Origin of the sequence: Butyrivibrio sp. YAB3001, assembly GCF_900112195.1 — a bacterium.
Lineage (GTDB): Bacteria > Bacillota > Clostridia > Lachnospirales > Lachnospiraceae > Butyrivibrio.
In genome coordinates this window covers 25203-50113 of the sequence record NZ_FOKR01000022.1, presented here as the reverse complement: position 1 = coordinate 50113, position 24911 = coordinate 25203, and the positions used below count along the sequence as shown (strand labels likewise).

Annotated in this window: 20 protein-coding genes and 1 tRNA gene; 19 read left to right on the top strand and 2 right to left on the bottom strand. The window is 39.7% G+C overall.

Annotation, left to right across the window (positions count from 1 at the left end):
- Positions 1–47 precede the first annotated feature (47 nt).
- The 12 genes from BM086_RS17460 (at position 48) to BM086_RS17405 (ending at position 14744) form a co-directional block, all read left to right on the top strand.
- A complete protein-coding gene (locus BM086_RS17460; RefSeq protein WP_092330208.1) occupies positions 48–4598 on the top strand; it encodes a PolC-type DNA polymerase III in 4551 nt (1516 codons plus the stop codon).
- Positions 4599–4624: 26 nt separating this feature from the next.
- The gene (locus BM086_RS17455) at positions 4625–5284 is read left to right on the top strand and encodes a phosphatase PAP2 family protein (protein ID WP_092330204.1); all 660 of its coding nucleotides are present in this window, start codon (positions 4625–4627) and stop codon (positions 5282–5284) included.
- Between the two features lie 140 nt (positions 5285–5424).
- Positions 5425–5496, top strand: a tRNA-Glu gene (locus tag BM086_RS17450).
- Positions 5497–5716: 220 nt separating this feature from the next.
- Positions 5717–6181 carry a ribosome maturation factor RimP gene (gene rimP, locus BM086_RS17445; protein WP_092330199.1) on the top strand — a complete coding sequence of 155 codons (465 nt, stop codon included), beginning with the start codon at positions 5717–5719 and terminating at the stop codon, positions 6179–6181.
- Between the two features lie 25 nt (positions 6182–6206).
- Positions 6207–7376: a transcription termination factor NusA gene (gene nusA / locus BM086_RS17440; protein ID WP_092330195.1), complete on the top strand. Its 1170-nt coding sequence runs from the start codon at positions 6207–6209 to the stop codon at positions 7374–7376.
- 44 nt (positions 7377–7420) lie between these two features.
- Positions 7421–7678 (top strand): RNase P modulator RnpM, encoded by a 258-nt coding sequence (rnpM, locus tag BM086_RS17435; protein WP_092330190.1) that lies wholly within the window; start codon positions 7421–7423, stop codon positions 7676–7678.
- Positions 7679–7682: 4 nt separating this feature from the next.
- A complete protein-coding gene (locus BM086_RS17430; RefSeq protein ID WP_330391630.1) occupies positions 7683–8012 on the top strand; it encodes a L7Ae/L30e/S12e/Gadd45 family ribosomal protein in 330 nt (109 codons plus the stop codon).
- Entirely contained in the window at positions 8012–11044 is a 3033-nt protein-coding gene (infB, locus tag BM086_RS17425; protein WP_092330180.1) for a translation initiation factor IF-2, read from the top strand. The genes BM086_RS17430 and infB overlap by 1 nt, the downstream gene beginning before the upstream one ends.
- 103 nt (positions 11045–11147) lie before the next feature.
- Positions 11148–11570, top strand: coding sequence for a 30S ribosome-binding factor RbfA (gene rbfA, locus BM086_RS17420; RefSeq protein ID WP_092330175.1), 423 nt, complete (start codon positions 11148–11150; stop codon positions 11568–11570).
- A 160-nt stretch (positions 11571–11730) separates the two neighbouring features.
- Complete coding sequence (locus BM086_RS17415; protein ID WP_092330170.1) at positions 11731–12687, top strand: DHH family phosphoesterase; 957 nt, start codon at positions 11731–11733, stop codon at positions 12685–12687.
- 161 nt (positions 12688–12848) lie between these two features.
- The gene (gene truB / locus BM086_RS17410; protein WP_092330165.1) at positions 12849–13805 is read left to right on the top strand and encodes a tRNA pseudouridine(55) synthase TruB; all 957 of its coding nucleotides are present in this window, start codon (positions 12849–12851) and stop codon (positions 13803–13805) included.
- Between the two features lie 30 nt (positions 13806–13835).
- Positions 13836–14744 (top strand): bifunctional riboflavin kinase/FAD synthetase, encoded by a 909-nt coding sequence (locus BM086_RS17405; RefSeq protein WP_092330160.1) that lies wholly within the window; start codon positions 13836–13838, stop codon positions 14742–14744.
- Between the two features lie 167 nt (positions 14745–14911).
- Here BM086_RS17405 and BM086_RS17400 read toward each other — a convergent pair whose 3' ends face one another.
- Both BM086_RS17400 and BM086_RS17395 read right to left on the bottom strand, forming a co-directional pair.
- Positions 14912–15754, bottom strand: coding sequence for a ChbG/HpnK family deacetylase (locus tag BM086_RS17400; RefSeq protein WP_092330155.1), 843 nt, complete (start codon positions 15752–15754; stop codon positions 14912–14914).
- Entirely contained in the window at positions 15747–16691 is a 945-nt protein-coding gene (locus BM086_RS17395; protein WP_092330152.1) for a glycosyltransferase family 2 protein, read from the bottom strand. Before BM086_RS17395 ends, BM086_RS17400 begins: the two co-directional genes overlap by 8 nt.
- A 302-nt stretch (positions 16692–16993) precedes the next feature.
- On the opposite strand from BM086_RS17395, the gene rpsO reads away from it, so the two are divergent.
- From rpsO to xseA, 7 genes are all read left to right on the top strand, one after another.
- Complete coding sequence (gene rpsO, locus BM086_RS17390; RefSeq protein ID WP_092330272.1) at positions 16994–17260, top strand: 30S ribosomal protein S15; 267 nt, start codon at positions 16994–16996, stop codon at positions 17258–17260.
- A gap of 220 nt (positions 17261–17480) precedes the next feature.
- A complete protein-coding gene (locus tag BM086_RS17385) occupies positions 17481–19571 on the top strand; it encodes a polyribonucleotide nucleotidyltransferase (protein ID WP_092330146.1) in 2091 nt (696 codons plus the stop codon).
- Positions 19572–19674: 103 nt separating this feature from the next.
- Positions 19675–21279 carry a peptide chain release factor 3 gene (locus BM086_RS17380; protein ID WP_092330141.1) on the top strand — a complete coding sequence of 535 codons (1605 nt, stop codon included), beginning with the start codon at positions 19675–19677 and terminating at the stop codon, positions 21277–21279.
- 96 nt (positions 21280–21375) lie between these two features.
- A complete protein-coding gene (locus tag BM086_RS17375; protein WP_175560351.1) occupies positions 21376–22824 on the top strand; it encodes a transglutaminase domain-containing protein in 1449 nt (482 codons plus the stop codon).
- 88 nt (positions 22825–22912) lie between these two features.
- The gene (locus tag BM086_RS17370) at positions 22913–23266 is read left to right on the top strand and encodes an Asp23/Gls24 family envelope stress response protein (RefSeq protein WP_092330120.1); all 354 of its coding nucleotides are present in this window, start codon (positions 22913–22915) and stop codon (positions 23264–23266) included.
- 24 nt (positions 23267–23290) lie between these two features.
- Positions 23291–23692, top strand: a complete 402-nt coding sequence (nusB, locus tag BM086_RS17365; RefSeq protein WP_092330119.1) for a transcription antitermination factor NusB — start codon at positions 23291–23293, stop codon at positions 23690–23692.
- The gene (gene xseA, locus BM086_RS17360) at positions 23682–24887 is read left to right on the top strand and encodes an exodeoxyribonuclease VII large subunit (protein WP_092330117.1); all 1206 of its coding nucleotides are present in this window, start codon (positions 23682–23684) and stop codon (positions 24885–24887) included. Before nusB ends, xseA begins: the two co-directional genes overlap by 11 nt.
- Positions 24888–24911: the final 24 nt, after the last annotated feature.

Here is a 24911-nt window from a genome sequence, read left to right as displayed (position 1 = left end):
GAACTGTCAGATATATGCATTATTTTTAGGATTAAAGAGATATTTTTATGTCAAAATCATTTTTTGAAGTTTTTCCTTCTCTAAAGCTTGACGCTGATATAAAGGAGACCATGGAACAAGCCATGGTCGAAAAAGTGTCGACCACGAGAAATCAGGATTTTATCAGAATATATATTTCATGTAATAAGCTGATTGATAAATCAATCATCTTAAAGGTGGAAAATGGAATAAAGAAACAGCTTTTTTCAGAGCAGAATCTGACAATCAAGATTTATGAGAAATTCAGCCTTTCTGCTCAGTATACACCGGAAAATCTGCTTGATCTGTACAGAGAAAGTATAGAAATGGAGCTAAAAGACTATGATCATATTGAGTATAGTCTTTTTCGTGCTGCGGAATTTGTCTATCCTGACGAGGATAATGTTGTTATAAGGCTTGAAGATACTGTTGTTGGCAGAAAGAAAACTCCTGATCTTGTGAGAGTTTTATCCAAGATAATTAATGAGAGGTGTGGTCTTTCGGTTGCTGTTTCTCCGGAATTTGTCAAGGTTGAGAAAGAGAATAATGAACCTGACTATTCTTTAGAGGCAGCCAAGATTGCCGCAAGACTTGAGGAGGCAGAACAGAAATCCGAGGAAAAGAAAAATAAGGCCGAGGAAAAGAAAGCTGCAAAGGCGGAAAATACTGCCGCTTCCAAGCCGCAGCCTAAAGATACTCCTGCTCCAAAAGAGAAGAGTGAACAGGTTGACGGTGGAAAGACCGGTTTCGGAAATGGTAAGTGGAGCGGAAGAAGAAGTGACTTTGGAGGCAGCTACAAGAAATCTGACAATCCGGATGTTATTTACGGAAGAGATTTTGATGATGATACCATGAAGCTGGTTGACCTTGTAGGAGAACTTGGCGAAGTAACCATACATGGTAAGATTACTGCCTTTGACAAGAGGGATATCAGAAATGAAAAGAGTATCCTTATATTTGATATTACAGACTTTACTGATTCTATAACTGTAAAAATGTTTGTTAAGACAGAGGATGTTCCTGAAATCTGTAAAGATATAAAGCCGGGAGCTTTTATCAAGGTAAAAGGAATTGCGGCTGTAGATAAATTTGATCATGAGCTTTCAATCCAGTCTGTGGCTGGCGTTAAGAAAATTGCGGACTTCACTAGCAAACGAGTTGACAGAGCAGAGGTTAAACGTGTTGAACTTCATTGCCATACCAAGATGAGTGATATGGATGGTGTTTCAGAGGTAAAAGACATTGTTAAACAGGCATATAAATGGGGAATGCCCGGAATTGCAATCACTGATCACGGTGTTGTTCAGGCTCTGACCGATGCTAACCACGTTTGGGAAGATTTGTATTCAGGTGAGAACAAAAGGCGTAAAGAAGCTGGAGAACCGCCTATAGAGAGGCAGGATTTCTTTAAGCTTATTCTTGGAGTAGAAGCATATCTTGTTGATGACCTTAAAGAGATAGTTGTTAATGATAAAGGCCAGCCTTTGGATGATACCACTTTTGTTGTATTTGATATTGAGACAACGGGTTTTTCTCCGATTAAGAATAAGATTATTGAGATTGGCGCCGTTAAGATCAGAAACGGCGAGATAATAGAACGATTTTCTGAGTTTATTAATCCTCAGGTTCCTATTCCATACAGGATTGAGAAACTTACAAGCATAAACGATGAGATGGTTATGGATGCGCCTACGAGGGAGGTTATCATCCCTAAGTTTGTGGAGTTCTGTGAGGGAGCTGTACTGGTAGGACATAATGTTACTTTTGACATAAGTTTCATCAATCAGAACTGCAAAGATCTTGGAATAGATGTGGATTATACTACTGTGGATACTATGTGGCTTGCAAGATATTTCTTCCCTCTTCAGGCTAAGCATACACTTGATTCTGTTGCCAAAACACTTAATGTGGTACTTGATCATCATCACAGAGCTGTTGATGACGCGGAATGTACTGCGCTTATTTTTAACAAATTTGTACCGATGCTCAAAGAGCAAAAGGCTCAGAATCTGACAGATGTTAATATTTTAGGTAAGCCAACCCCTGAGATGATAAGACATTTAAGGCCAAACCATTGCATTATTTTAGCTAAGAATACTTTGGGAAGGGTTAATCTTTATACACTTGTCAGCAAGTCTCATGTCGACTATTTCAGAAGATTTCCGCTGATTCCCAAGAGCGAGCTTATGAAATATAGAGAGGGGCTTATTATAGGAAGCGCCTGCTGCGCGGGTGAATTATATGGAGCGGTTGTTGAGGGAAGACCTCCGGAAGAAATTGCTCAGATGGTTAGTTTCTATGATTACCTTGAGATACAGCCGGTTGCCAATAACCACTTTATGGTTGCTTCAGAGAGATATGAAGATATTAATTCTGATGATGATATTCGCGAGATCAACAAGGAGATTGTTAAGCTTGGCGAACAGTTTAACAAGCCGGTTGTTGCTACCTGTGATGCGCACTTTTTGAATCCTGAAGATGAGATATACAGGACCATCATTATGGCGGGAAAAGGAATGGATGATGAAGAGCCGGCGCCTCTTTTCCTTAGAACTACAGAAGAAATGATGGGTGAGTTTGATTATCTTGGCGGCGACAAGGCAAAAGAGATAGTAATCGACAATACCAGAAAAATTCTGGATATGTGCGATAGTATCTCTCCTGTAAGACCTGATAAATGTCCTCCTGTCATTGAAAACAGTGATGAGATCCTGACCAAGATCTGCTATGACAGAGCACATGAGATATATGGTGAGGAGCTTCCTGAGATAGTTCAGGAGCGACTTGAAAGAGAGCTTAATTCCATCATTAAAAATGGATTTGCGGTTATGTATATCATTGCCCAGAAGCTTGTGTGGAAGTCTAATGAGGATGGATATCTGGTAGGATCCAGAGGTTCCGTAGGATCTTCTTTTGTGGCGTTTACTTCCGGAATCACTGAGGTTAATTCTTTGAGTCCGCATTATATATGCCCTAAGTGCAAATATAGTGACTTTGACTCTGAGGATGTTCTTAAGTATGGCGGTAATTCCGGCTGCGATATGCCTGATAAAAGATGTCCTAAATGCGGAACCATGATGAATAAGGATGGTTTTGATATTCCTTTTGAGACATTCCTTGGATTCAAGGGAGACAAGGAACCGGATATTGACCTTAACTTCTCTGGAGAATATCAGTCTAAAGCGCATAAGTATACCGAGGTTATCTTTGGATACGGCCAGACTTTCAGAGCCGGGACTATAGCTTCACTTGCGGATAAGACAGCCTTTGGCTTTGTTAAAAAATATTTTGACGCAATAGGTTCAAGTAAAAGAAAGAGTGAGATAAACAGAATAGTTCAAGGTTGTACCGGTATCCGCCGCGGAACAGGTCAGCACCCCGGTGGAATCATAGTTTTACCGGTGGGAGAGGATATCAACTCATTCTGCCCTGTGCAACACCCGGCGAATGATATGACGACGGCAACAATTACTACTCATTATGATTACCACTCAATTGACCATAACCTGTTAAAGCTTGATATTCTCGGACACGATGATCCTACAATGATAAGATTTTTGCAGGATTGTACAGGGCTTGACCCTAAGCTTGTTCCGCTTGATGATAAAAATGTTATGAGTCTTTTTATGAATACGACTGCTCTTAATGTTACTCCGGAACAGCTTGGCGGCACAAAGCTTGGATGTCTTGGACTTCCTGAGTTTGGTACGGATTTTGCCATGCAGATGGTTATAGATGCCAAGCCTACATCATTGTCTCACCTTATCAGAATTTCCGGTCTGTCACATGGTACGGACGTATGGCTGGGCAATGCACAGACTCTTATTCAGGAGGGGAAAGCCACAATTGATACCTGTATCTGCTGTCGTGATGATATTATGATCTATCTCATTCAGAAAGGGATGGATAAGTCACTTTCATTCAAGACGATGGAGTCTGTACGTAAAGGTAAGGGCCTAAAGCCTGAAATGGAAGAAGCCATGATAGCGGCGGGTGTTCCTGACTGGTACATCTGGTCCTGCAAAAAGATCAAGTACATGTTCCCTAAAGCGCATGCGGCTGCTTATGTAATGATGGCCTGGCGTATAGCCTACTTTAAGGTTTATGTGCCACAGGCTTTTTATGCGGCATGGTTCAGTATCAGAGCTAAAGCTTTTAACTATGAGCATATGTGTCTTGGTGAAAATCATCTTCATGCTATCATGCGTGAATACCAGAATAAAAAGGATGAGCTTACAAATGCACAGCAGGCGGAATATGGTGATATGCGACTTGTTGAAGAAATGTATGAGAGAGGCATAGAATTTATGCCAATCGATATCTTCAAGGTTAAATCCAGAGAATTCCAGGTTGTGGGAGATAAGATCATGCCTGCTCTTACAAGTATTGATGGTATGGGTGAAAAAGCTGCAGATCAGATTGTTGAGGCTGCAAAAGATGGACCGTTTTTATCAAAGGACGATTTTAGACAAAGAACCAAGTGTCCACAGGGTGTTATTGAGAAAATGGCTGACATGGGACTTTTGGGAGATATTCCTGATTCAAACCAGATCAGTATTTTTGACTTCATGAAAGGATAAACTTATATAAGAAGAGGAGTTTAGGTATGGAAAAAAGAATTAGAAATAATTATTTGTTTGGGGGCTTATTTTTTGCGTTATTTCTGGTATTGATAATACTGGTTAAGGCAGCAGATGTTGCGGCGGTTGGCCCTAATGATACATCAATCGGACTTTCTCATATTAATGTTGCTGTTCATGAGTTTTTTGGAATCAATGATGCATTTTATAAGCTGACAGAAGTATTTGGCATATTGGCAATTTTGATCGCAGGATTTTTTGCCGTGTTTGGAGGAGCTCAGCTTATATATAGAAAAAGAATTGATAAAATGGACAAAGAAATTCTTGCGCTTGGCGGATTGTATACTGTTGTTGTTGTTTTGTATGCTTTCTTTGAAAAAGTCATCATTAACTATAGACCTGTAATTGAAGAAAGCGGCGAAGTTGAAGCATCTTTTCCTTCTTCACATACAATGCTTATATGTGTGATAATGGGAAGCTTTATTATGGTTCTTGATAAGTATATTCGTAATCAGACTGTTAAAAGAATCGTCTCTATAGCAGCGAAAGTAGTAATTCTGCTAACTGTCATTGGAAGACTGGTCTGCGGAGTGCATTGGTTTACTGATATTTTAGGTGGAGTTTTGATCAGCATGGCTCTTTTATGTGTTTTTGGCGGTGTTTTAAAACAATTTCAAAAAAATTAACACCGCAGAAACCGCATAAATACTAGGGAATTATAATTTTTTGAAAAAAATTATAAAAAATTGAAAAAAGTACTTGCATTATTTTTAAATATGGGCTATTATAAACAAGTCGCCGCGGTACGGCAGCGACAAAGAAACAAGCCTCGTTGGTCAAGCGGTTAAGACGCTGCCCTCTCACGGCAGAATCAGCGGTTCGATTCCGCTACGAGGTATTGACTGTTTATAACAGCCCAACCCGAAAGAAAATCTGTATCGTATGATACAGATTTTTTGTTTAATAAATCTTTAGAATTTTTAGATTTATTTAAAAATGGCTTTGTTTGACAGTGTTGCGCAACGTATGTTATTATATTTGCGATGACATTAACGTATTAGTGCTAGTTTGAAGTGGACTTTCGCGAGTCCACTATTTTTATGCACACAGGAGAAAATATGTCGAAAAAAGAAGAAATCGAGAAGAAAACGGAAGAACTTTTAGCACCGATAGCTAATGAGCATGGCGTCAGGATTTACGACGTTGAGTATGTCAAAGAGGCAGGAGAGTGGTACCTGAGAGCCTACATTGACAAGGATGGCGGCGTTAATATAAACGACTGCGTTGATGTAAATCATGCTCTTTCAGATGCACTTGATGTGGATGATTTCATTGAGGAAGCATACACTTTGGAAGTGAGCAGCCCCGGACTTGGAAGACAGCTGAAAAAAGACCGTCATTTTGAAAATAGTATCGGACAGGATGTGGAACTTAAGCTTTTTAAAGCTAAAGATGGCGTTAAAGAATTTGCCGGTGTGCTTAAAGCTTTTGACAGCACAACAGTAACTGTAACAATAAATGATAAAGATGAGACGTTCGTAAGAAAAGAAATATCAGTGATTAAGCTTGCTCTTGATTTTTAATCTGAGCGGAAAAAAGGAGATTACGATGAGTAAAGAATTAATGGATGCCCTTGACCTTTTAGAGAAGGAGAAGAACATCAGCAAGGATTCTCTGTTTGATGCGATTGAGAATTCCCTTATCACAGCTTGCAAGAATAATTTTGGAAAAGCTGACAATGTAAGAGTTGAGATTGACAGAAACAATTGCGATTTCAAATGCTACGCAGAAAAAGAAGTTGTTGAGACTGAAGATGATGTAATGGATCCTCAGATTGAGATTTCTTTGGATGATGCTAAAAAGATCAGCAAGAGAGCAGTTGTCGGTGATCTTGTGGATGTTCCGCTTAACTCAAAGGAATTTGGCAGAATTGCAACTCAGAATGCAAAGAATGTCATTCTCCAGAAAATCCGTGAGGAAGAGCGTGGAGCAATTTATAACGAATATTTTGAGAAAGAGCACGATATTGTAACCGGTGTAATCCAGAGATACATTGGCAAGAATATCAGCATTAACCTCGGAAGAGCAGATGCTATTCTCAATGAGAATGAGCAGGTTAAGGGCGAGACATACAAGCCTACACAGCGTATCAGAGTTTATGTGCTTGAGGTAAAGAACGGTTCCAAGGGACCTAGAATTCTTGTTTCCCGTACACATCCAGATCTTGTTAAGAGACTTTTTGAGCAGGAAGTTGCTGAAATACAGGACGGCACAGTTGAGATCAAGTCAATTGCCCGTGAAGCAGGCAGTCGTACTAAGATTGCTGTATTCTCTAACAACCCTAATGTTGATGCTGTTGGCGCATGCGTTGGTGTGAATGGCGCAAGAGTTAATCTTATAGTAGATGAACTTAATGGTGAAAAGATTGACGTTATCAACTGGGATGAGAATCCTGGTAACCTTATTCAGAATGCGCTTTCACCAGCAAAGATTGTTGCTGTTTTCGCTGATCCTGATGAGAAATCAGCAAAGGTAGTAGTTCCTGACTACCAGCTTTCACTTGCAATCGGTAAGGAAGGTCAGAACGCAAGACTTGCTGCAAGACTTACAGGATACAAGATTGATATCAAGAGTGAGACTCAGGCTAAGGATGCTCCTGGATTCAGAATGGAAGACTATCTTGATGATGAGGATTATGATGAGTATGAAGAAGGCGAATATGAGGAAGGTGAGTACGAGGAAGAGAACACCGAGGGCTCAGAAAACGCCGAAGAATAATTCATACTGACTATATTTAGACATAGAATTCGGATTGGAGATTTATGCAAAAGAAAATTCCAATGAGAAAATGTGTCGGATGTGGAGAAATGAAAGAAAAGAAGGAAATGATCCGCATTCTGAAGACACCAGAGGATGAGATTATACTTGACACTACAGGAAGAGCTAACGGAAGAGGTGCATATATTTGCAATTCATCAGCCTGCCTGACCAAGGCCATTAAGAATAAAGGTCTTGAGAGGTCATTAAAATCACAGATACCTGAAGAAGTTTCAGATCGATTAAAAAAGGAGCTAAGCTAATATATTGGATTCTAATAAGATTTATTCATTATTAGGACTGTGTATGCGAGCGGGGAAGCTAAAAAGTGGTGAATTTGCTACTCTTGAGGCAATTCGCAAACATACTGCAGAACTTGTTATCATAAGTGAAGACGCTTCTGATAACACCAAAAAACAGTTTAACGATAAATGTAGTTACTACGATGTGCCCATATTCTTTTTTGGCAACAAGGAGGAATTGGGGCATGCAATTGGTAAGGATGTTCGAACAAGTCTGGCTATCATAGACGTAGGCTTTGCACAGTCGCTTCGGAAGAACTTACTTTCTACTAATAGAAGTATGGAGGAAATGTAATGGCAAAAATTAAAATATCCGATCTTGCATATGAGCTTGGATGTGAAGGAAAAGAGCTTTTAAGCTTTTTGCAGGAAAAAGGCGTTGAGGCGAAGCGTTCGAACAGTTCTATAGAAGAAAATGATGCTGAGTTGGCAAGAAAACATTTTGGCGGAAGTAAAAATGTTCAGGCATCTGCCCCTGAAGTAAAAGCAGATGATAAAAAAGCTGATTCTGATAAGGAAGCAGCTACAAAAGAGGGCAAGGCTGCAAAGACTGAACAGAAGCCAGCAGGGGATGCGCCAAAGAAGAAGAAAAAGATTATTATGGTTACAAATGCCGGAAATTCCAAGATGGGTGGATTTAGTAATCAGAATAATAATTCAAATGCCAATGCTAATTCTAATTCCAATAATGGAAATAATCAGCGTCGTGATAACAACAACAGAAACGGCAATAATCAGGGCCAGAGGAAGCAGTTTGCACAGTCACAGAATGCTTATCACCCAATTAAGCCATTAACTGCTCCATCACAGCTTGACAGTTATAATACTCCTATCAGAAAGACAACTGCTCCTGCACCTAAGAAGGAAGCACCGGTTCAGCCACAGGCTCCTGTTCAGGAAGAAGTAAAGCAGCAGGTACAGACTCAGCCTAAAGTTACTGAGCAGAAAGAAAATGTTGCACCTGTTAAGAATGTGAATGTTTCAAATGAGAATAGAAGCAGAGATAATCAGCCAGTGAGAAACGAAAGAAATAACGATCGTTATAATGACAGAAATAACGATAGAAATAATGACAGAAACGGCGAGAGAAACTTCGATCGCAATAATGACAGAAATAATGATCGTAACAACGACCGCAATAACGACAGAAATGGCGAGAGAAATAACGGATTTAACAGAGGCGACAGAAACGGCTCATTCCAGAACAGAAATAACGGAAGAGATGGCGGTTTCCGCAAAGATGGCGGACAGAATGGCTTTGCCGGACGTGATAATAAAGATGGTTTCAAAGGTCAGCAGGGCGGCGGAAAGTTTGCCGGTAAGAATGATAAATTTGGCGGAAAGTTCGATGGCAAGCGCAATGACAGAAATGAAAGAGGCGGATTTGCTGATGCTCCTGTAAAAGAAGGCGGAAATCACAGAGATGAAGAAAGACGCCGCATGGGTCAGGAGAAGGATAAGAGAAATAAGAAAGACCTTGCTTATGAGCAGGAAGAAATGATGCCAAGAAGCAAAAAGGTTGGAAGATTTATCAAACCTGAGGTCAAGAAAGTGGAAGAACCTGAAGAGCAGATCAAAGTTATTTCTATTCCTGAGAAGGTTTCTATCAAAGAACTTGCTGAAAAGATGAAGATGCAGCCATCAGTTATCATTAAGAAACTCTTCATGGCTGGTCAGATTTCTACAGTAAATACTGAGCTTTCATACGAAGAAGCTGAGAATATTGCTATCGAGTATGATATCATCTGTGAAAAAGAAGTTCCGGTTGATGTTATTGAAGAGCTCCTTAAAGAGGAAGATGATGATCCTGAAACACTTAAGAAGAGACCACCTGTTGTCTGCGTAATGGGACACGTTGACCATGGTAAAACATCACTTCTTGATGCTATCCGTAAGACAAGTGTTACAGATAGAGAAGCTGGTGGTATCACACAGAGAATCGGTGCTTATACCGTATCTGTAAATGATCAGAAGATCACATTCCTTGATACACCAGGCCATGAAGCATTTACAGCAATGCGTATGCGTGGTGCTAATTCTACTGATATCGCAGTTCTTGTAGTAGCTGCTGATGACGGTGTAATGCCTCAGACTGTTGAAGCTATCAACCATGCAAAAGCTGCAGAGGTAGAGATTATTGTTGCTGTAAATAAGATTGATAAGCCAAATGCTAATGTAGACAGAGTTAAGCAGGAAATGACAGAGTATGGTCTTATCTCTACAGATTGGGGCGGAACTACAGAGTTTGTACCTGTATCTGCTAAGTCCGGCGAAGGTATTGAAGACCTTCTTGAGACAATCATCCTTACAGCAGATATCTTAGAGCTCAAGGCTAATCCTGACAGAATGGCAAGAGGTCTTGTACTTGAAGCAAGACTTGATAAGGGCCGTGGCCCTGTTGCAAACGTACTTGTACAGAAAGGTACTTTGCATGTTGGAGACTTTATCTCAGCCGGTGCAAGCTCAGGTAAAGTAAGAGCCATGGTTGATGATAAGGGCAACAAGCTCAAGGAAGCTCGTCCTTCACAGCCTGTTGAGATTCTTGGACTTTCAGATGTACCTAATGCCGGTGAAGTATTCCTTGGCCACGAGACAGATAAGCAGGCTAAGCAGTATGCAAATACTTACCTTCAGCAGCACAAGAAAGACCTTATCGAAGAGACAAAGGCTAAGATGTCACTTGATGATCTGTACTCCAAGATCGAGGAAGGCAGACTTCAGGAACTTGATATCATTATCAAGGCTGACGTTCAGGGTAGTGTAGAAGCCCTTAAACAGAGTCTTCTTAAGCTTTCTAATGATGAAGTTGTTGTTAAGGTTATCCATGGCGGTGTTGGTGCCATCACTGAATCAGATGTAACACTTGCTGCTGCATCTAATGCTATCATCATTGGTTTTGATGTTCGTCCTGATGCTACTGCTAAGAGCATGGCTGAACACGAAGGCGTTGAGATCAAGCTTTACAAGGTTATTTATCAGGCAATCGAAGAGATTGAATATGCTATGAAGGGTATGCTTGCTCCTATCTATGAGGAAAGAGTAACAGGTCATGCCGAGGTTCGTCAGATATTCAAGGCTTCCAAGGTTGGTAACATTGCAGGTGCTTTCGTTAAGGATGGTGTTATCAAGAAAGATTGCAAGGTTAGAATTACCAGAGATGGTGAACAGATCTTTGAAGGTGATCTTGCATCACTCAAGAGATTTAAAGATGATGTTAAGGATGTTAAGGAAGGCTTCGAGTGCGGTCTTGTATTTGATGGCTTTGACCAGATTCATGAAGGTGATATGGTAGAAGCTTACGAGATGGTTGAAGTTCCAAGACAGTAATAAAAGTATAAGCAGGCTTTTATGGTTTGCGCAGTGCGGGTTACGGACGATGGCTGATTTTATCAGTGTTTCATTAGATTCGTAAATTACGTAGGAGAATAAGATGCGTAAGAACAGTAATAAAAATAAAAGAATCAACGGAGAAGTCATGAAAGTAATTTCTGAGGCGCTTCGTTATAGCAAAGATCCAAGAATCAGTCCATTCACATCTGTTATGGATGTTGAAGTTGCTCCAGACCTTAAAACATGTAAGGTCTGGGTAACTGTCATGGGAAATGATGAGGACAGATTAAGAACAGAAGAAGGTCTTAAGAGCGCAGCAGGTTATGTGCGCAGTACTTTGGCAAAAGAGCTCAATATGAGATATACTCCCGAGATCAGATTTATCATGGATGATTCTATTGAGTATGCTATCAATATGTCCAAGAAGATTGAAGAAGTAACAGCTAAGGACAATGAGGCCAGAGCAGCTCGTGGAGAAGTAATCGAAGAAGAACCCGAGCAGGACGATGAAGAGGATATTTAATAAGTACATGCTTTTCTGATTGATGCGTTGTTTAATATAATTCTGGAAGCAAATATTTATTGTTGATTTCATGGGAATTTAGTTTGGTGTCAGTTTGAAAATGTACTGGAATAGTTTTGAGAATAATTAGTAGTTCCAGATTAGAAAGAGAAGGTTGAAAATGAAGATAGATGAATTGATGGAAGGAGTTAAGACTGTAGGTATCGCAGGACATGTTCGTCCGGATGGCGATTGCGTTGGCTCCTGTATGGGAACTTATCTTTATATCACCAAAAATTATCCGGATGTTAAGGCAGAGGTTTTCCTTGAGAACATTCCGGAAGAATTATCATTTATAAAAGATACAGATAAGATCAATCATGACTTTAAAACAGATGTAGAAAGCTTTGATCTGTTTTTCTGCATAGATTGTGAAAAAGGAAGACTTGGTGGAGCTGAGAAACTCTTTGATGCAGCCAAGAAGACAGTTAATATTGATCATCATGTAAGCAATCCTGGAACAGGAGATATTACATATATTGTTCCTACTGCAAGTTCTGCTTGTGAACTTGTTTATGATTGTGTAAATGAAGAGAAGATGGACGCTGAGATAGCAAAGTCTATTTACACCGGAATAGTTACTGATACAGGTGTATTTAAGTACAACAGTACATCTCAGAAGACATACGAGACAGCTGGAAAACTTGTTTCCTATGGCTTTGATTTTACAAGTCTTATCGATCATGTATTTTATGAAAAGACATATTTACAGAATCAGATTTTAGGAAGAGCTCTTTTGGAGAGTATACTTCTTATGGATGGCAGATGCATTGTATCTGTTGTTTCAAGACAGACAATGGATTTTTACGGAGTTAAGGGAAGCGACCTGGATGGTATAGTAAATCAGCTTCAGCTGACCATTGGCGTTGACTGTGCAATCTTTATGTATGAGGAAGAACCTCTTCTTTACAGAGTGAGCCTTCGAAGCAATGGTGCTGTGGATGTTTCAAAAGTTGCCAAACTTATGGGAGGCGGCGGCCATGTAAGAGCATCAGGATGCACTGTAAATGGCACATCACATGACGTAATAAACAATCTTTCAAAATATATTCATCAGCAGTTGTACGCTACCGAATAATAACATTATGTTACTGATTAGACAAAAAATGAGCATTATGGTGTGCATTTCTTGAGAATATGATTCAGTAACAACACTATGGTCGCAGGATTTTTCATCTTGCGACTATTTTTTCCAATTGCGACAGAAGAGATTATTTTACGAATAGTAAGGAAATGCCCATGAATAAATACAATGGACTTATAAATATATATAAAGAGCCTGGTTTTACATCAAACGATGTTGTTGCTAAGCTAAGAGGCATATTGCATCAGAAAAAGATAGGCCATACCGGAACCCTTGACCCTGATGCGTCAGGAGTATTAGTTGTGTGTCTGGGAACAGGAACCAAGCTTGTAGAGATGCTTACCGATCATGATAAGGAATATATAGCAGAATGCCGCCTGGGAGTTACAACAGATACTCAGGATATGTCAGGTTCTGTACTTGAAGAGATGCCTGTAAATGTATCTAAGGAAGAACTTCGCGATGCAGTTAAGGCTTTTGCGGGAGATTATGATCAGATTCCTCCTATGTATTCAGCTATCAAACAAAATGGTAAGAAACTTTATGAACTTGCCCGCGAAGGAATAGAAGTTGAGCGAAGCGCAAGAAGAGTGCATATAGAGGCTATAACAATACTGGATGATTCACATCTTGAAGATGAGCATGTTTTTACTATGGAAGTGAAGTGCTCAAAGGGAACATATATCAGGACTTTGTGCAATGATATAGGCCAGAGGCTTGGGTGCGGAGCTGCAATGCAGAATCTTTTACGAACAAGAGTTGGCGCATTTGCTCTTGATACTGCAATAAAGCTTAAGACTGTTGAAGAAATGAGAGATGCCGGGACTATTGAAAGCGTAATACAATCTCCGGAGTTTATTTTCAGGGATCTGGATGCTATCCATGTGGATGATAATGCAAGAGTTCTGCTTGAAAATGGCAATAGCTTCAGGAAAAACAATGTCCTTAATGAGGACCCTGATGGGGTAAATGATATAGATTATGCCGATGAAATGTTTAAGGATGGAAATCAGTTCAGAGTATATGCTTCTGATGATACATTTTTTGGCATTTATAAATATGACTCAAGGACAAAGCTCTTTAAAGTGGATAAGTTTTTCTTTGAGAAGTAATTTATTTGATGTAAGGAAGAAATAGGAAGTATGCAAATCATAACAAGACTAGATGAACTGAATATTCAGGATAAAACAGCTATTGCGATAGGCAAATTTGATGGGATTCATCTTGGGCACAAAAAGCTCCTTAAATACATCACGGATCAGAAACAGGATGGTTTAAAGGCAACTGTATTTACATTTGAACCATCCCCGGAAGAATTCTTTGTTGGACATCCTGTAAGACAACTATTTACAAGAAATGAAAAAAGAAAGGCCTTTGAGGAACTTGGGATAGATATTCTGGTGGAGTTTCCGCTTACCTTGGAGACGGCTGCAACTCCGCCGGAAGACTTTGTTAAGATGATTCTTGTAGAAGATTTAAAAGCTGATTTTATAGCGGCAGGTACAGATGTTTCTTTTGGCGATAAGGGAAGAGGAGATCAGTATTTACTCAAAAACTTAAGCAAAGAGCTGGGCTTTGAATTATGTCTCATAGATAAAGTTATGCTCGATGGGGAGGAAGTAAGCTCCACAAGAGTGAGAAACCAGGTGGCAGATGGAAATATGCCAATGGTTACTAGACTTCTTGGAAATGACTATTGTGTTTGCGGAATAGTTGAGCATGGCAGACAGTTGGGACGCACAATAGGAATTCCTACTGTAAATATTTTGCCTTCTGCCAATAAATTATTGCCGCCCTTTGGCGTTTACAGCAGTATTGTAAAGATAGACGGCAAAGAATACAACGGAATGACAAATATTGGAAGAAAACCTACTGTTTCTTCTTCGAATCAGGTTGGAGTTGAAACATATCTTTATGATTTTAATGAAGATGTATATGGCAAAATGATAGAGGTTCGCCTGAAAAAATTTGTCAGACCTGAAATGAAGTTTGATAGCATAGAACAGCTTAAAGCTCAGATTGAGAATGATTTGGAGGCTGCAATTAGATAGAAAGAATATACATTCTTGGTTATAAAATCTAAGGATGTTATGCAAATAGGCCATTTGAAATCGACTGCTTTGAGGCCTATTTGCTTACTTCATTCATTGTTGCATGAAATTAATTCCCAGAAATGCGTGTTTTTGCAATTATACGTAAGAACATATTCGTTATTGCTTTAAAATTCTAAGCAGACTGATGTGGTTGCATCAGCTTCTGCTTTTCTTTTTGGGCTGGTCAGGAATTCTTTGTCTCCGGGATTTGTAAGATTTGCAATATCATTTTCTTCAAGTACACTTCCCGGGTGGAAAAGAATTTCATAATCCTTGCCTGGCAAGATGTTTTCAAGGATGAATCTGGTATTGATCTTATTCATATTACCTGAGTACATTACACCAAAGAAATCTTTCTTTTCCAGATTGTTTAAATACTTTCCGTATTTTCTGCGAGCCCTTAGTCTAAAGGTATTCAGGATAAGAACTTTAACGATGTTGATAGGAATTATTCTTTCTCTGTTTTTGCCTTTAAAGAAAAAAGATATCCTGTCAGCAGGAAGTCTTATATATTCAACATCTATTTTGGTCTCTTTGACAGCATCCATCATCGCATCAAAAGCGATTGGCAGCATATGATAGTGCCAATGTGAGTCGAGGCGAAAATGCTGGTTATCAAGATACTTCTGTACTGATCTGATCTGAGCGATGTATTCTTTTTTTATCTCTTCTCTGTACTTTTTTCTCAAAAAAGGCAGGTAGGAGATGACAAGCAGTTTGCCAAAGGAAATATCAAATTCTCCATTTGGTGCAAGGAGCTTACAATCTGTCAGGGGTTTGCCCTGAACGAGATTTAAATGAACTGTTATCAAAACTTTTTTGCCTTTAAGCATGTTCATACATTCATCCAGATATGGACTGTTGGGCATGACACTGACACTGTTGATGGCACCGTTATCTATGCAATCTATAATTCTTTTACTCTGAGCCGGAAACATTCCGTAGTCATCAGCATGAAATTCAATCATTTTCTTCTCCGTTAAATCCTATTTTTTCATCGAGTATATAAATCGGCCTGTCTTTGGATTCGTAAAATAGAACAGCAAGGTATTTGCCGATTATTCCAATAATGACGAATAAGACCGCAAACATGAAGCACAGTACAACGATTATAGTTGCATATCCGCTTGGGGCTTTTTTATAGGTTAAAAGTGCATCGATGATCACCAAAACGCCGATAAGCGCAGAAGCAATGCCTGCGTAACCGCCGACTTTAAGTGGAAAATCCGAAAATCCAACAATGACATTTGTGGAATAGTGCCATAGCTTTATAAGGCTGTAATGACTTTTGCCGGCAGCTCTTTCCGGAGCAACATAGGTGATAGTTGTAGAAGGAAAGCCCATGTTTTGAACGTAGCCTCTAAGAAAACGGACTTTGTCGCGGTAGTTTTTTCTTAAAACGTCGGCAGCTCTTTTGCTTATTGCGATAAAATCAGAGGCATTTTCCTTGAACGAATCATTGGCGGATAGAATGTTTACAACGCGGTAGAATAAAAATGTAGTAATTTTTTTGGAAAGACCAGCAGATTTATTCTCGGTCCTTATCATATTGACTACATCTATGCCTTTATCAAATTCAGAAATGATCTGAGGAATGCACTCGACAGGATGCTGAAGGTCAGCGTCCATGCATATTATGCCATCTCCGGTTGCGTTGTCTATTCCGGCGATCATGGCAGCTTCGTGACCGAAGTTTTTGGTAAAAGAAATCAGTTTAATATACGGATATTTATCAGAAAGTTCCTTTAATATAGAAAGGCTGTTATCACTACTTCCGTCATTAACAAATATAAGTTCATAATCCCATTGGATTTTGTTTTTTATTTTTTCAAAGGCGTTTACAAAAAGATTGAGCACTTCCTGCTCATTGTAAACAGAAACAACAATTGATATCTTTTTTTTCATTAAAACCCTCCACAATAAACATACAGTAATGATTATAACATTACCTGTCAGAAAATAGGATTATTTTTCAAGGGAAGTTTTCTAAATTTGTCAGCCGGTGATAAACGCAGAATTATAAAAATACTTTACATATATAGGCTTCTATGCTAATATGACTTAGTTGGTGACGAAAGTGCCAACAGAAATTGTTAGAATTACCTTTACACGGTTTTTGGATACTCCATCCTTTATCTGTGTAGGAGGCGGATTCATGTAAATGTATGCAGTGTATTTATTACACTTGCGAAGAAAAGGAGAAGAACATGATTACAAAAGAGAAGAAAACAGAAGTTATCGGAAAGTTTGCTAGAAAGGCTGGCGACACAGGTTCACCAGAAGTTCAGGTTGCTATTCTTACAGAGAGAATTAAAGAGCTTAACGCTCACCTTGACAAGAACCCTAAGGATCACCACTCAAGAAGAGGTCTTCTTAAGATGGTAGGTCAGAGACGTAGCCTTCTTGGATATCTTAAGAAGAAGGATATCGAAGCTTATCGTAAGCTTATCGCTGATCTTGGTCTCAGAAAGTAATTAGAATCATTAAAGGCGGGATTAGGCTGATGAGAATCAGCCTGTTCCGTCTTTCTATGTTTTAAGAGAATATGCGTATTTACGCTTTTCTATAGATGATGCAAATATGTTTAAACTGCACACGCGCCTGAAGTACTTTTTTTTAGTCAGAGTTTGTTTCATTATGGCTTTTTCAAAAAGTGGATGAAGGACTGCGGATGAGCAGAGCGAAGGAGAAAAAATGGTAAAAACTTATTCAATGGAACTGGCTGGCCGCACACTTAAGGTCGAGGTTGGCAAGGTTGGTAAACAGGCGAATGGTTGCGCATTCATGCAGTATGGAGATACAACAGTTCTTTGTACAGCTACAGCGTCAGCTAAGCCAAGAGACGGAATTGATTTCTTCCCACTTTCAGTAGAATATGGTGAGAAATTCTATGCTGTAGGCAAATTCCCGGGAGGATACAATAAGAGAGAAGGAAAGCCTTCAGAAAATGCTATTCTTACCAGCCGTGTTATCGATCGTCCTATGCGTCCTCTTTTCCCTAAGGATTATAGAAATGACGTAACAATCGAGACTATGGTAATGTCTGTTGATCCTCAGTGCAGACCTGAGCTTTTAGCAATGCTTGGTGCTTCTGTTTCTGTTTCAATTTCAGATATTCCTTTTGATGGCCCTTGCGCTATGACACAGATGGGAATGATCGATGGAGAACTCATCGTTAACCCTACACAGGAACAGTGGAATACAGGTGACCTTAAGCTTACAGTAGCTTCTGTTGGACAGAAGGTTATCATGATCGAGGCTGGCGCTAATGAGATTCCTGAAGAAAAGATGAAGGAAGCTATCTACAAGGCACACGATGTAAACCTTCAGATTATCGAATTCTTTAAGGGTATTGTTGCTGAAGTAGGTAAGCCAAAGCACGAATATACAAGCTGTGCTGTTCCTGAAGAGCTTTTTGCTGCAATTAAGGAAGTTGTTCCTCCGGAAGAGATGGAGAAGGCTGTATTTACAGATGATAAGCAGACAAGAGAAGCTAACATCGCTGATATTACAGACAGACTTACAGAGAAGTTTGCTGATAATGAGGAATGGCTTGCAATCCTCGGAGAAGCTATTTATCAGTATGAGAAGAAGACTGTTCGTAAGATGATCCTTAAAGATCACAAGAGACCAGATGGTCGTGAGATCAAGCAGATAAGACCTCTTTCTGCTGAGATAGATCTTATCCCAAGAGTTCACGGAAGTGCTATGTTTACTCGTGGTCAGACACAGATCTGCGACGTAACAACACTTGCACCACTTTCTGAAGCTCAGAAGGTAGAGGGACTTGATAACTTTGCTGCTGATAAGAGATATGTTCATCAGTACAACTTCCCGGCATATTCTGTTGGTGAGACCAAGGTATCAAGAGGCCCAGGACGTAGAGAAATCGGACACGGAGCACTTGCTGAGAGAGCACTTCTTCCTGTACTTCCAAGCGTTGAAGAATTCCCTTATGCAATCCGTTGCGTATCAGAGACATTTGAGTCTAACGGATCAACATCCATGGCTTCAACATGTGCATCATGTATGTCTCTTATGGCTGCAGGTGTACCTATCAAGAAGATGGTTGCCGGAATTAGCTGCGGTCTTGTAACAGGCGATACAGATGATGATTTCATCGTTCTTACAGATATTCAGGGACTTGAAGACTTCTTTGGAGATATGGACTTCAAGGTAACCGGAACAAAAGATGGTATTACAGCTATCCAGATGGATATTAAGATTCATGGTCTTACAAAGCCTATCGTTGAGACAGCTATTGCGCAGTGCCGTGAGGCTAGATTGTTTATTATGGATGAGTGCATGAGCAAAGCTATTGCAGAGCCTCGTAAGGAAGTATCCAAGTATGCTCCTAAGATTGTATTCATTCAGATTGACCCTGAAAAGATTGGCGATGTTGTTGGTCAGAGAGGAAAGACAATCAACGAGATTATCACTCGTACAGGCGTTAAGATTGATATTACTGATGATGGTAAGGTTTCAGTTTGCGGTGAAGATCAGGATATGATCAAGCAGGCTGTTGATATGATCAATATTATTGTTTCTGATTTTGAAAAAGGTCAGGTATTTACCGGTAAAGTAGTAAGTATCAAAGAATTTGGCGCATTTGTTGAATTTGCTCCTGGAAAAGAAGGCATGGTTCACATCAGCAAGATCTCAAAAGAAAGAATTGATCGTGTTGAGGATGTTCTTACACTTGGCGACACAGTTACAGTTGTATGCCTTGGCAAGGACAAGATGGGCAGAATCAGCTTCTCTATGAAGGATGTTGCACAGAACTGATGCAGTTTGTATTGATTAGGTGCTAATGATTGTGGGGTCGGAATGGTTATCATGCCGACCTCATATTTGTAACAAAAGACTGATAAGTGAATGGATTATAGAAATGGGTAATACAAAAGAAACAATTAATGAGATAAATAAAAGACGTACTTTTGCCATAATCTCTCACCCGGATGCAGGTAAGACAACTCTTACAGAGAAGTTCCTTCTTTATGGTGGAGCTATTAATATGGCAGGTAGCGTTAAGGGAAAAGCAACAGCCAGACATGCAGTTTCAGACTGGATGGAAATTGAGAAGCAACGTGGTATTTCAGTAACTTCTTCAGTTCTTCAGTTTAATTTTGAAGGATGTTGCATAAATATTCTTGATACTCCCGGACACCAGGATTTCTCAGAAGATACATATAGAACACTTATGGCAGCGGATTCTGCTGTCATGGTTATCGATGCAAGTAAGGGTGTTGAGGCTCAGACAAGAAAACTTTTCAAAGTTTGTGCAATGAGCCATATTCCGATCTTTACTTTTATCAATAAGTTGGATAGAGATGCGATGGATACTTTTGATCTTCTTGATGACATCGAGAATAATCTTGGAATCGCAACATGTCCGATGAACTGGCCGATTGGATCAGGTAAGAATTTTAAAGGAATTTATGATAGAAGAGAAGGTCACATCGTAACTTTCTCTGAAACTCAGAAGGGAACAAAAGAGGGAAAAGAAACTCATATAAGTCTCGATGACAAGGCTTCAATCGATGAACTTGTTGGAGAACAAGCTTTAGATAAGCTTGTAAACGAAATTGAGCTTCTTGACGGCGCAGGCACTGAATATGATATCGATAAAGTTCGTGCCGGTGAACTTACTCCTGTATTCTTTGGTTCAGCACTGCAGAATTTCGGAGTTGAGCTGTTTTTGCACCATTTCTTAAAGATGGCTACTCCTCCTACAGGACGTACATCTTCTGATGGTGAAAAGGTAGATCCTCTTGATAGAGACTTTTCTGCATTTGTTTTCAAGATTCAGGCTAACATGAACAAGGCTCACAGAGACAGAATTGCTTTCATGAGAATTTGTTCCGGAAGATATGATGCCGACAATGAAGTCAAGCATGTACAGAGTGGTAAAGTAATGCGACTTTCACAGCCACAGCAGCTTATGGCTGATGAGCGTAAGATACTGAGTGAAGCTTATGCCGGAGATATCATCGGTGTATTTGATCCGGGTCTTTTCTCAATAGGCGATACAGTATGCATGCCTAAGGATAATATTGTGTATGAGGGAATTCCTACTTTTGCGCCTGAGCACTTTGCGCGAGTACGTCAGGTGGACACAATGAAACGTAAGCAGTTTGTAAAGGGAATCACTCAGATTGCTCAGGAAGGTGCGATTCAGATTTTCCAGGAATACAATACAGGTCTTGAAGAGATAATTGTAGGCGTTGTAGGTGTTCTTCAGTTTGATGTGTTGAAATTTAGACTGCAAAGTGAGTACAATGTAGATATAATCCTTGAAAATCTTCCATATGAGTATATCAGATGGGTTGATAATGAAGACGTTGATATGTCTACACTTGTTGGAACATCAGATATGAAGAAGATTAAAGATATGCATGACAGACCACTTCTTTTGTTTATTAATGAGTGGAGCGTTGGCATGACTATGGATAGAAACAAGGGACTTATTTTATCTGAGTTCAAAAAGAATTAATATTGTTTACACGCATAAAAGATATTGCAGAAACATGCATTTACTGTAGGTTTCATGTAACAATGAATGAGAAAGAAAATACGTTGGAGGCGCAGTATGAGAGTTTGTTTTGCTAAGAAAAAAATAGCGATTCTGCTGAGCATATTAACTATGATATGCATGCTCTCAGGCTGCGCTTATTCCAGCGTTGATGAGTATCTGGAAATCCTTGGCATGAAGGATGCTTCTACCGAAGATAATACTTTGGCAGAAAATGGTATCGGTCAGGATATATCAGGCACAGAGCCATCTGATAGCAATAATAGTTCAGCGGCTGATGAAGATAGTGGCACGAATAGTACTGATGCTACATCTTCAGGTGTTACAAGTGATGAACAGACTTCTGATGAGAGTATTGCGGATAAACTATTTAGCGATTCTTATATGCACATATCTGAGTCGAGTCTTAATGAGGATATGAAGCAGGCAAGGCTTGATGCCGGACTTACTGATAATAGTATTGACTTGGTTAAGCGGGAACAAAAAGGATTATATGCCTATGAGCGTCTTACAGAGGCGGGCAAGACTTTGTACGCTGAGATGTTGATAATCATACAGAATATGGCGGTGGATGTTCCTGTTTCTACTACAAGTGATGAAGCCCTTGACCTTGTCTTTGATTATCTGCTTATCGACCACCCGGAACTGTTTTATGTGGATGGTTATAAGTATACAAATTATCTGTCGTTGGACGATGTGATTACGAACATAACATTTTCCGGAAGCTATATTTACAACGAAAATGAAGTTGCAATCAAACAAAAGCAAATAGATAAAGCTGCAAATGAATGTCTGTCCGGAGCACCGGGATCTTCTGATGAATATTATGCTATTAAGTATATTTATGAGTATCTGATAAATAATACTGAGTATGATGTCGAGGCTGAGGATAATCAGAATATCTGCTCGGTTTTCATAAATAAGAAAAGTGTCTGCAACGGTTATTCGAAGGCAGCACAATATCTTTTGAACAAACTTGGAATTAACTGCACACTTGTTACCGGGACTGTCGATACTAAGAAGTCAAAGGGCGTAAGTCACGCCTGGAATCTGGTTGAGTGTAACGGTGCATATTATTATCTTGATGTGACATGGGGAGATTCATCCTACCAGGTGGGAAATGGTGAAAGTGCTGATGCCACCAGGCTTCCTGCTGTGAATTATGATTATCTGAATGTTACAACCGATGAACTGCTTAAGAATCACACCATATCAGATGTAATATACATGCCGGTATGCAATAGTCTTAAAGACAATTATTATGTCAGGGAAGATGAATATTTTACTTCTGCGGAGCTTGCTCTTGTAGGGGAATTGTTCAGCAGAAGATATCAGGATGGAAGCAGTAATGTTATAATCAAATGCGCCAGCAAGAATGTATATGATCAGCTGTTTGATCAGCTTATCACTCAGCGACTGGTATTTAACTATTTGCAGGGTGAGAACTCTTCAATTTCATATACTACGTTTGCAGACACCAATACGATTATTTTTTGGATCGCCTGATAATTGAAAGCGTGGTTTAATCAAGCCTGCAATTATGTTATACTATGATATATATGCATCTTTTAGAAGATAACGAGGTAAGTTTGAAATGGCAAAAGGATTAGCAGAAATTGGATCAGTTAAGATTGCTGATGATGTAGTTGCAAGAATTGCAGTTTTAGCTGCACTTGAAGTTGATGGTGTTTCAGCTATGGCTGGTAATTACACAAGCGATGTTTTGGAAAAGGTTACAAGGAAGAACCTTACTAAGGGAGCCAAAGTTTTACTTAGTTCATCTGAAGTAAAAATTGATCTGGCACTTATGATGGTTTATGGATACAATATTCCGGCAACATGCCAGCAGGCACAGACCCGTGTCAAATCAACAATAGAGAATATGACAGGGCTTGAAGTTACCGATGTTAACATTAGAATAGCAGGCATTACAATGCCTAAGGCTTAAGTTTTTTAGAATGGATAGGATGATATGAACAGAAGTGAACTTAGAGAGCAGGTCTTTCAGCTGCTGTTTAGAGTAGAGTTTAACACAATTGATGAAATGTCTGAGCAGGAAGAGCTCTTTACTACTACAGGGGATAAAGAGTTTACAAAGACAGACGCTGATTATGTCAGAGAAAAATATGAGAACATAGCTTCAAAGCTTGAAGAAATTGATAAGGCTATCAACGAGACCACAACAGGATGGGTTACATCACGTATGGCCAAGGTTGATCTTACTATCATCAGGCTTGCTGTATATGAGATCAGATATGATGACTCAGTACCGACAGGTGTTGCAATCAATGAGGCAGTTGAGCTTGCTAAAAAATTTGGACAGGATGGTTCTCCTGCGTTTGTAAACGGAGTGTTAGCTAAATTTGCGCAGTGAATATACAGTCACACAGGTTAATGCATATATCAGGAATATGTTTGCTCAGGACTTTCTTTTAAAGGCAGTTACTGTTAAAGGAGAGGTGAGCAATTGTAAATATCATTCGTCAGGACATATTTACTTTACTATTAAGGATTCCGGCGCTGCTATTGCCTGTGTAATGTTTCGCGGTGACAGGGCAGGCCTTAAGTTTAATATGCAGGAAGGCCAGCAGGTAAAGGTCACCGGCAGTATTGATGTATATGAAAGAGATGGGAAGTACCAGCTCTATGCAAGGGAGATTCAACTTGATGGAGCAGGTGCTCTTTACGAGCGCTATGAGGAACTGAAAAGGAAAATGCAGGAATTGGGCATGTTTGCAGATGAGTATAAATTGCCCATTCCTCGTTATATAAAGACTCTCGGCGTAGTAACAGCTCCAACGGGAGCAGCGGTGCGGGATATTATAAATGTCGCTACCAGGAGAAATCCACATATTCAGATTATTCTTTATCCGGCGATCGTACAGGGTGATCAGGCTGCTGAGAGCATTGTCGAAGGAATTCATACGCTTTCGCAAAAAGATGTAGATGTGATCATTGTTGGGCGTGGCGGAGGTTCTATAGAAGATTTATGGGCATTTAATGAGGAGATAGTTGCACAGGCTATTTTTGATTGCCCTATCCCGATAATATCAGCAGTTGGACATGAAACAGATACTACAATTGCAGACTTTGTGGCAGATAGAAGGGCACCGACGCCATCCGCTGCTGCTGAGCTTGCAGTTTTTGAATACGATAGATTAATACAGGACATTCAGGATTATTCCTACTCACTTAACAAGCTGATCAGCAGAAAGCTTGACGGTTATAAGATGCTTGAGAAAAACAGCAGGGATTCGCTAAGGCTTCTTAGTCCTATGGGACGTGTTAAGGACAGACTGATAAGACTTGATCAATATCAGGATAAACTGTCTGATAATATGGCTAAGAGAATTCTTGAACTTAGGCACAGACTGGATGTAAATATTGAAAAGCTTAAAGGCCTTTCTCCACTTGACAGATTAAAGGGCGGATACTCGTATGTGTCTGATAAGGACGGCAGAAATATCCGCAGCATAGAGGGAATTAAGGCAGAAGATGAACTTTCAGTCTATGTGACTGATGGTGTTATCAGAGCATCAGTAATTGATGTAGAACAAAGATTACAGTAAGGGGCATAATTTTCTTTTACCCTT

What these genes read in the sequence shown, in the direction of transcription:
- rimP (WP_092330199.1), top strand. Translation starts at nt 5,717, where the DNA reads ATGTCGAAAAAAGAAGAAATCGAGAAGAAAACGGAAGAACTTTTAGCA.
- infB (WP_092330180.1), top strand. Translation starts at nt 8,012, where the DNA reads ATGGCAAAAATTAAAATATCCGATCTTGCATATGAGCTTGGATGTGAA.
- BM086_RS17395 (WP_092330152.1), bottom strand. Translation starts at nt 16,691, where the DNA reads ATGAAAAAAAAGATATCAATTGTTGTTTCTGTTTACAATGAGCAGGAA.
- rpsO (WP_092330272.1), top strand. Translation starts at nt 16,994, where the DNA reads ATGATTACAAAAGAGAAGAAAACAGAAGTTATCGGAAAGTTTGCTAGA.
- BM086_RS17375 (WP_175560351.1), top strand. Translation starts at nt 21,376, where the DNA reads ATGAGAGTTTGTTTTGCTAAGAAAAAAATAGCGATTCTGCTGAGCATA.
- BM086_RS17370 (WP_092330120.1), top strand. Translation starts at nt 22,913, where the DNA reads ATGGCAAAAGGATTAGCAGAAATTGGATCAGTTAAGATTGCTGATGAT.
- BM086_RS17400 (WP_092330155.1), bottom strand. Translation starts at nt 15,754, where the DNA reads ATGATTGAATTTCATGCTGATGACTACGGAATGTTTCCGGCTCAGAGT.
- nusB (WP_092330119.1), top strand. Translation starts at nt 23,291, where the DNA reads ATGAACAGAAGTGAACTTAGAGAGCAGGTCTTTCAGCTGCTGTTTAGA.
- rnpM (WP_092330190.1), top strand. Translation starts at nt 7,421, where the DNA reads ATGCAAAAGAAAATTCCAATGAGAAAATGTGTCGGATGTGGAGAAATG.
- truB (WP_092330165.1), top strand. Translation starts at nt 12,849, where the DNA reads ATGAATAAATACAATGGACTTATAAATATATATAAAGAGCCTGGTTTT.
- BM086_RS17460 (WP_092330208.1), top strand. Translation starts at nt 48, where the DNA reads ATGTCAAAATCATTTTTTGAAGTTTTTCCTTCTCTAAAGCTTGACGCT.
- BM086_RS17455 (WP_092330204.1), top strand. Translation starts at nt 4,625, where the DNA reads ATGGAAAAAAGAATTAGAAATAATTATTTGTTTGGGGGCTTATTTTTT.
- nusA (WP_092330195.1), top strand. Translation starts at nt 6,207, where the DNA reads ATGAGTAAAGAATTAATGGATGCCCTTGACCTTTTAGAGAAGGAGAAG.
- BM086_RS17385 (WP_092330146.1), top strand. Translation starts at nt 17,481, where the DNA reads ATGGTAAAAACTTATTCAATGGAACTGGCTGGCCGCACACTTAAGGTC.
- BM086_RS17415 (WP_092330170.1), top strand. Translation starts at nt 11,731, where the DNA reads ATGAAGATAGATGAATTGATGGAAGGAGTTAAGACTGTAGGTATCGCA.
- BM086_RS17380 (WP_092330141.1), top strand. Translation starts at nt 19,675, where the DNA reads ATGGGTAATACAAAAGAAACAATTAATGAGATAAATAAAAGACGTACT.
- BM086_RS17405 (WP_092330160.1), top strand. Translation starts at nt 13,836, where the DNA reads ATGCAAATCATAACAAGACTAGATGAACTGAATATTCAGGATAAAACA.
- rbfA (WP_092330175.1), top strand. Translation starts at nt 11,148, where the DNA reads ATGCGTAAGAACAGTAATAAAAATAAAAGAATCAACGGAGAAGTCATG.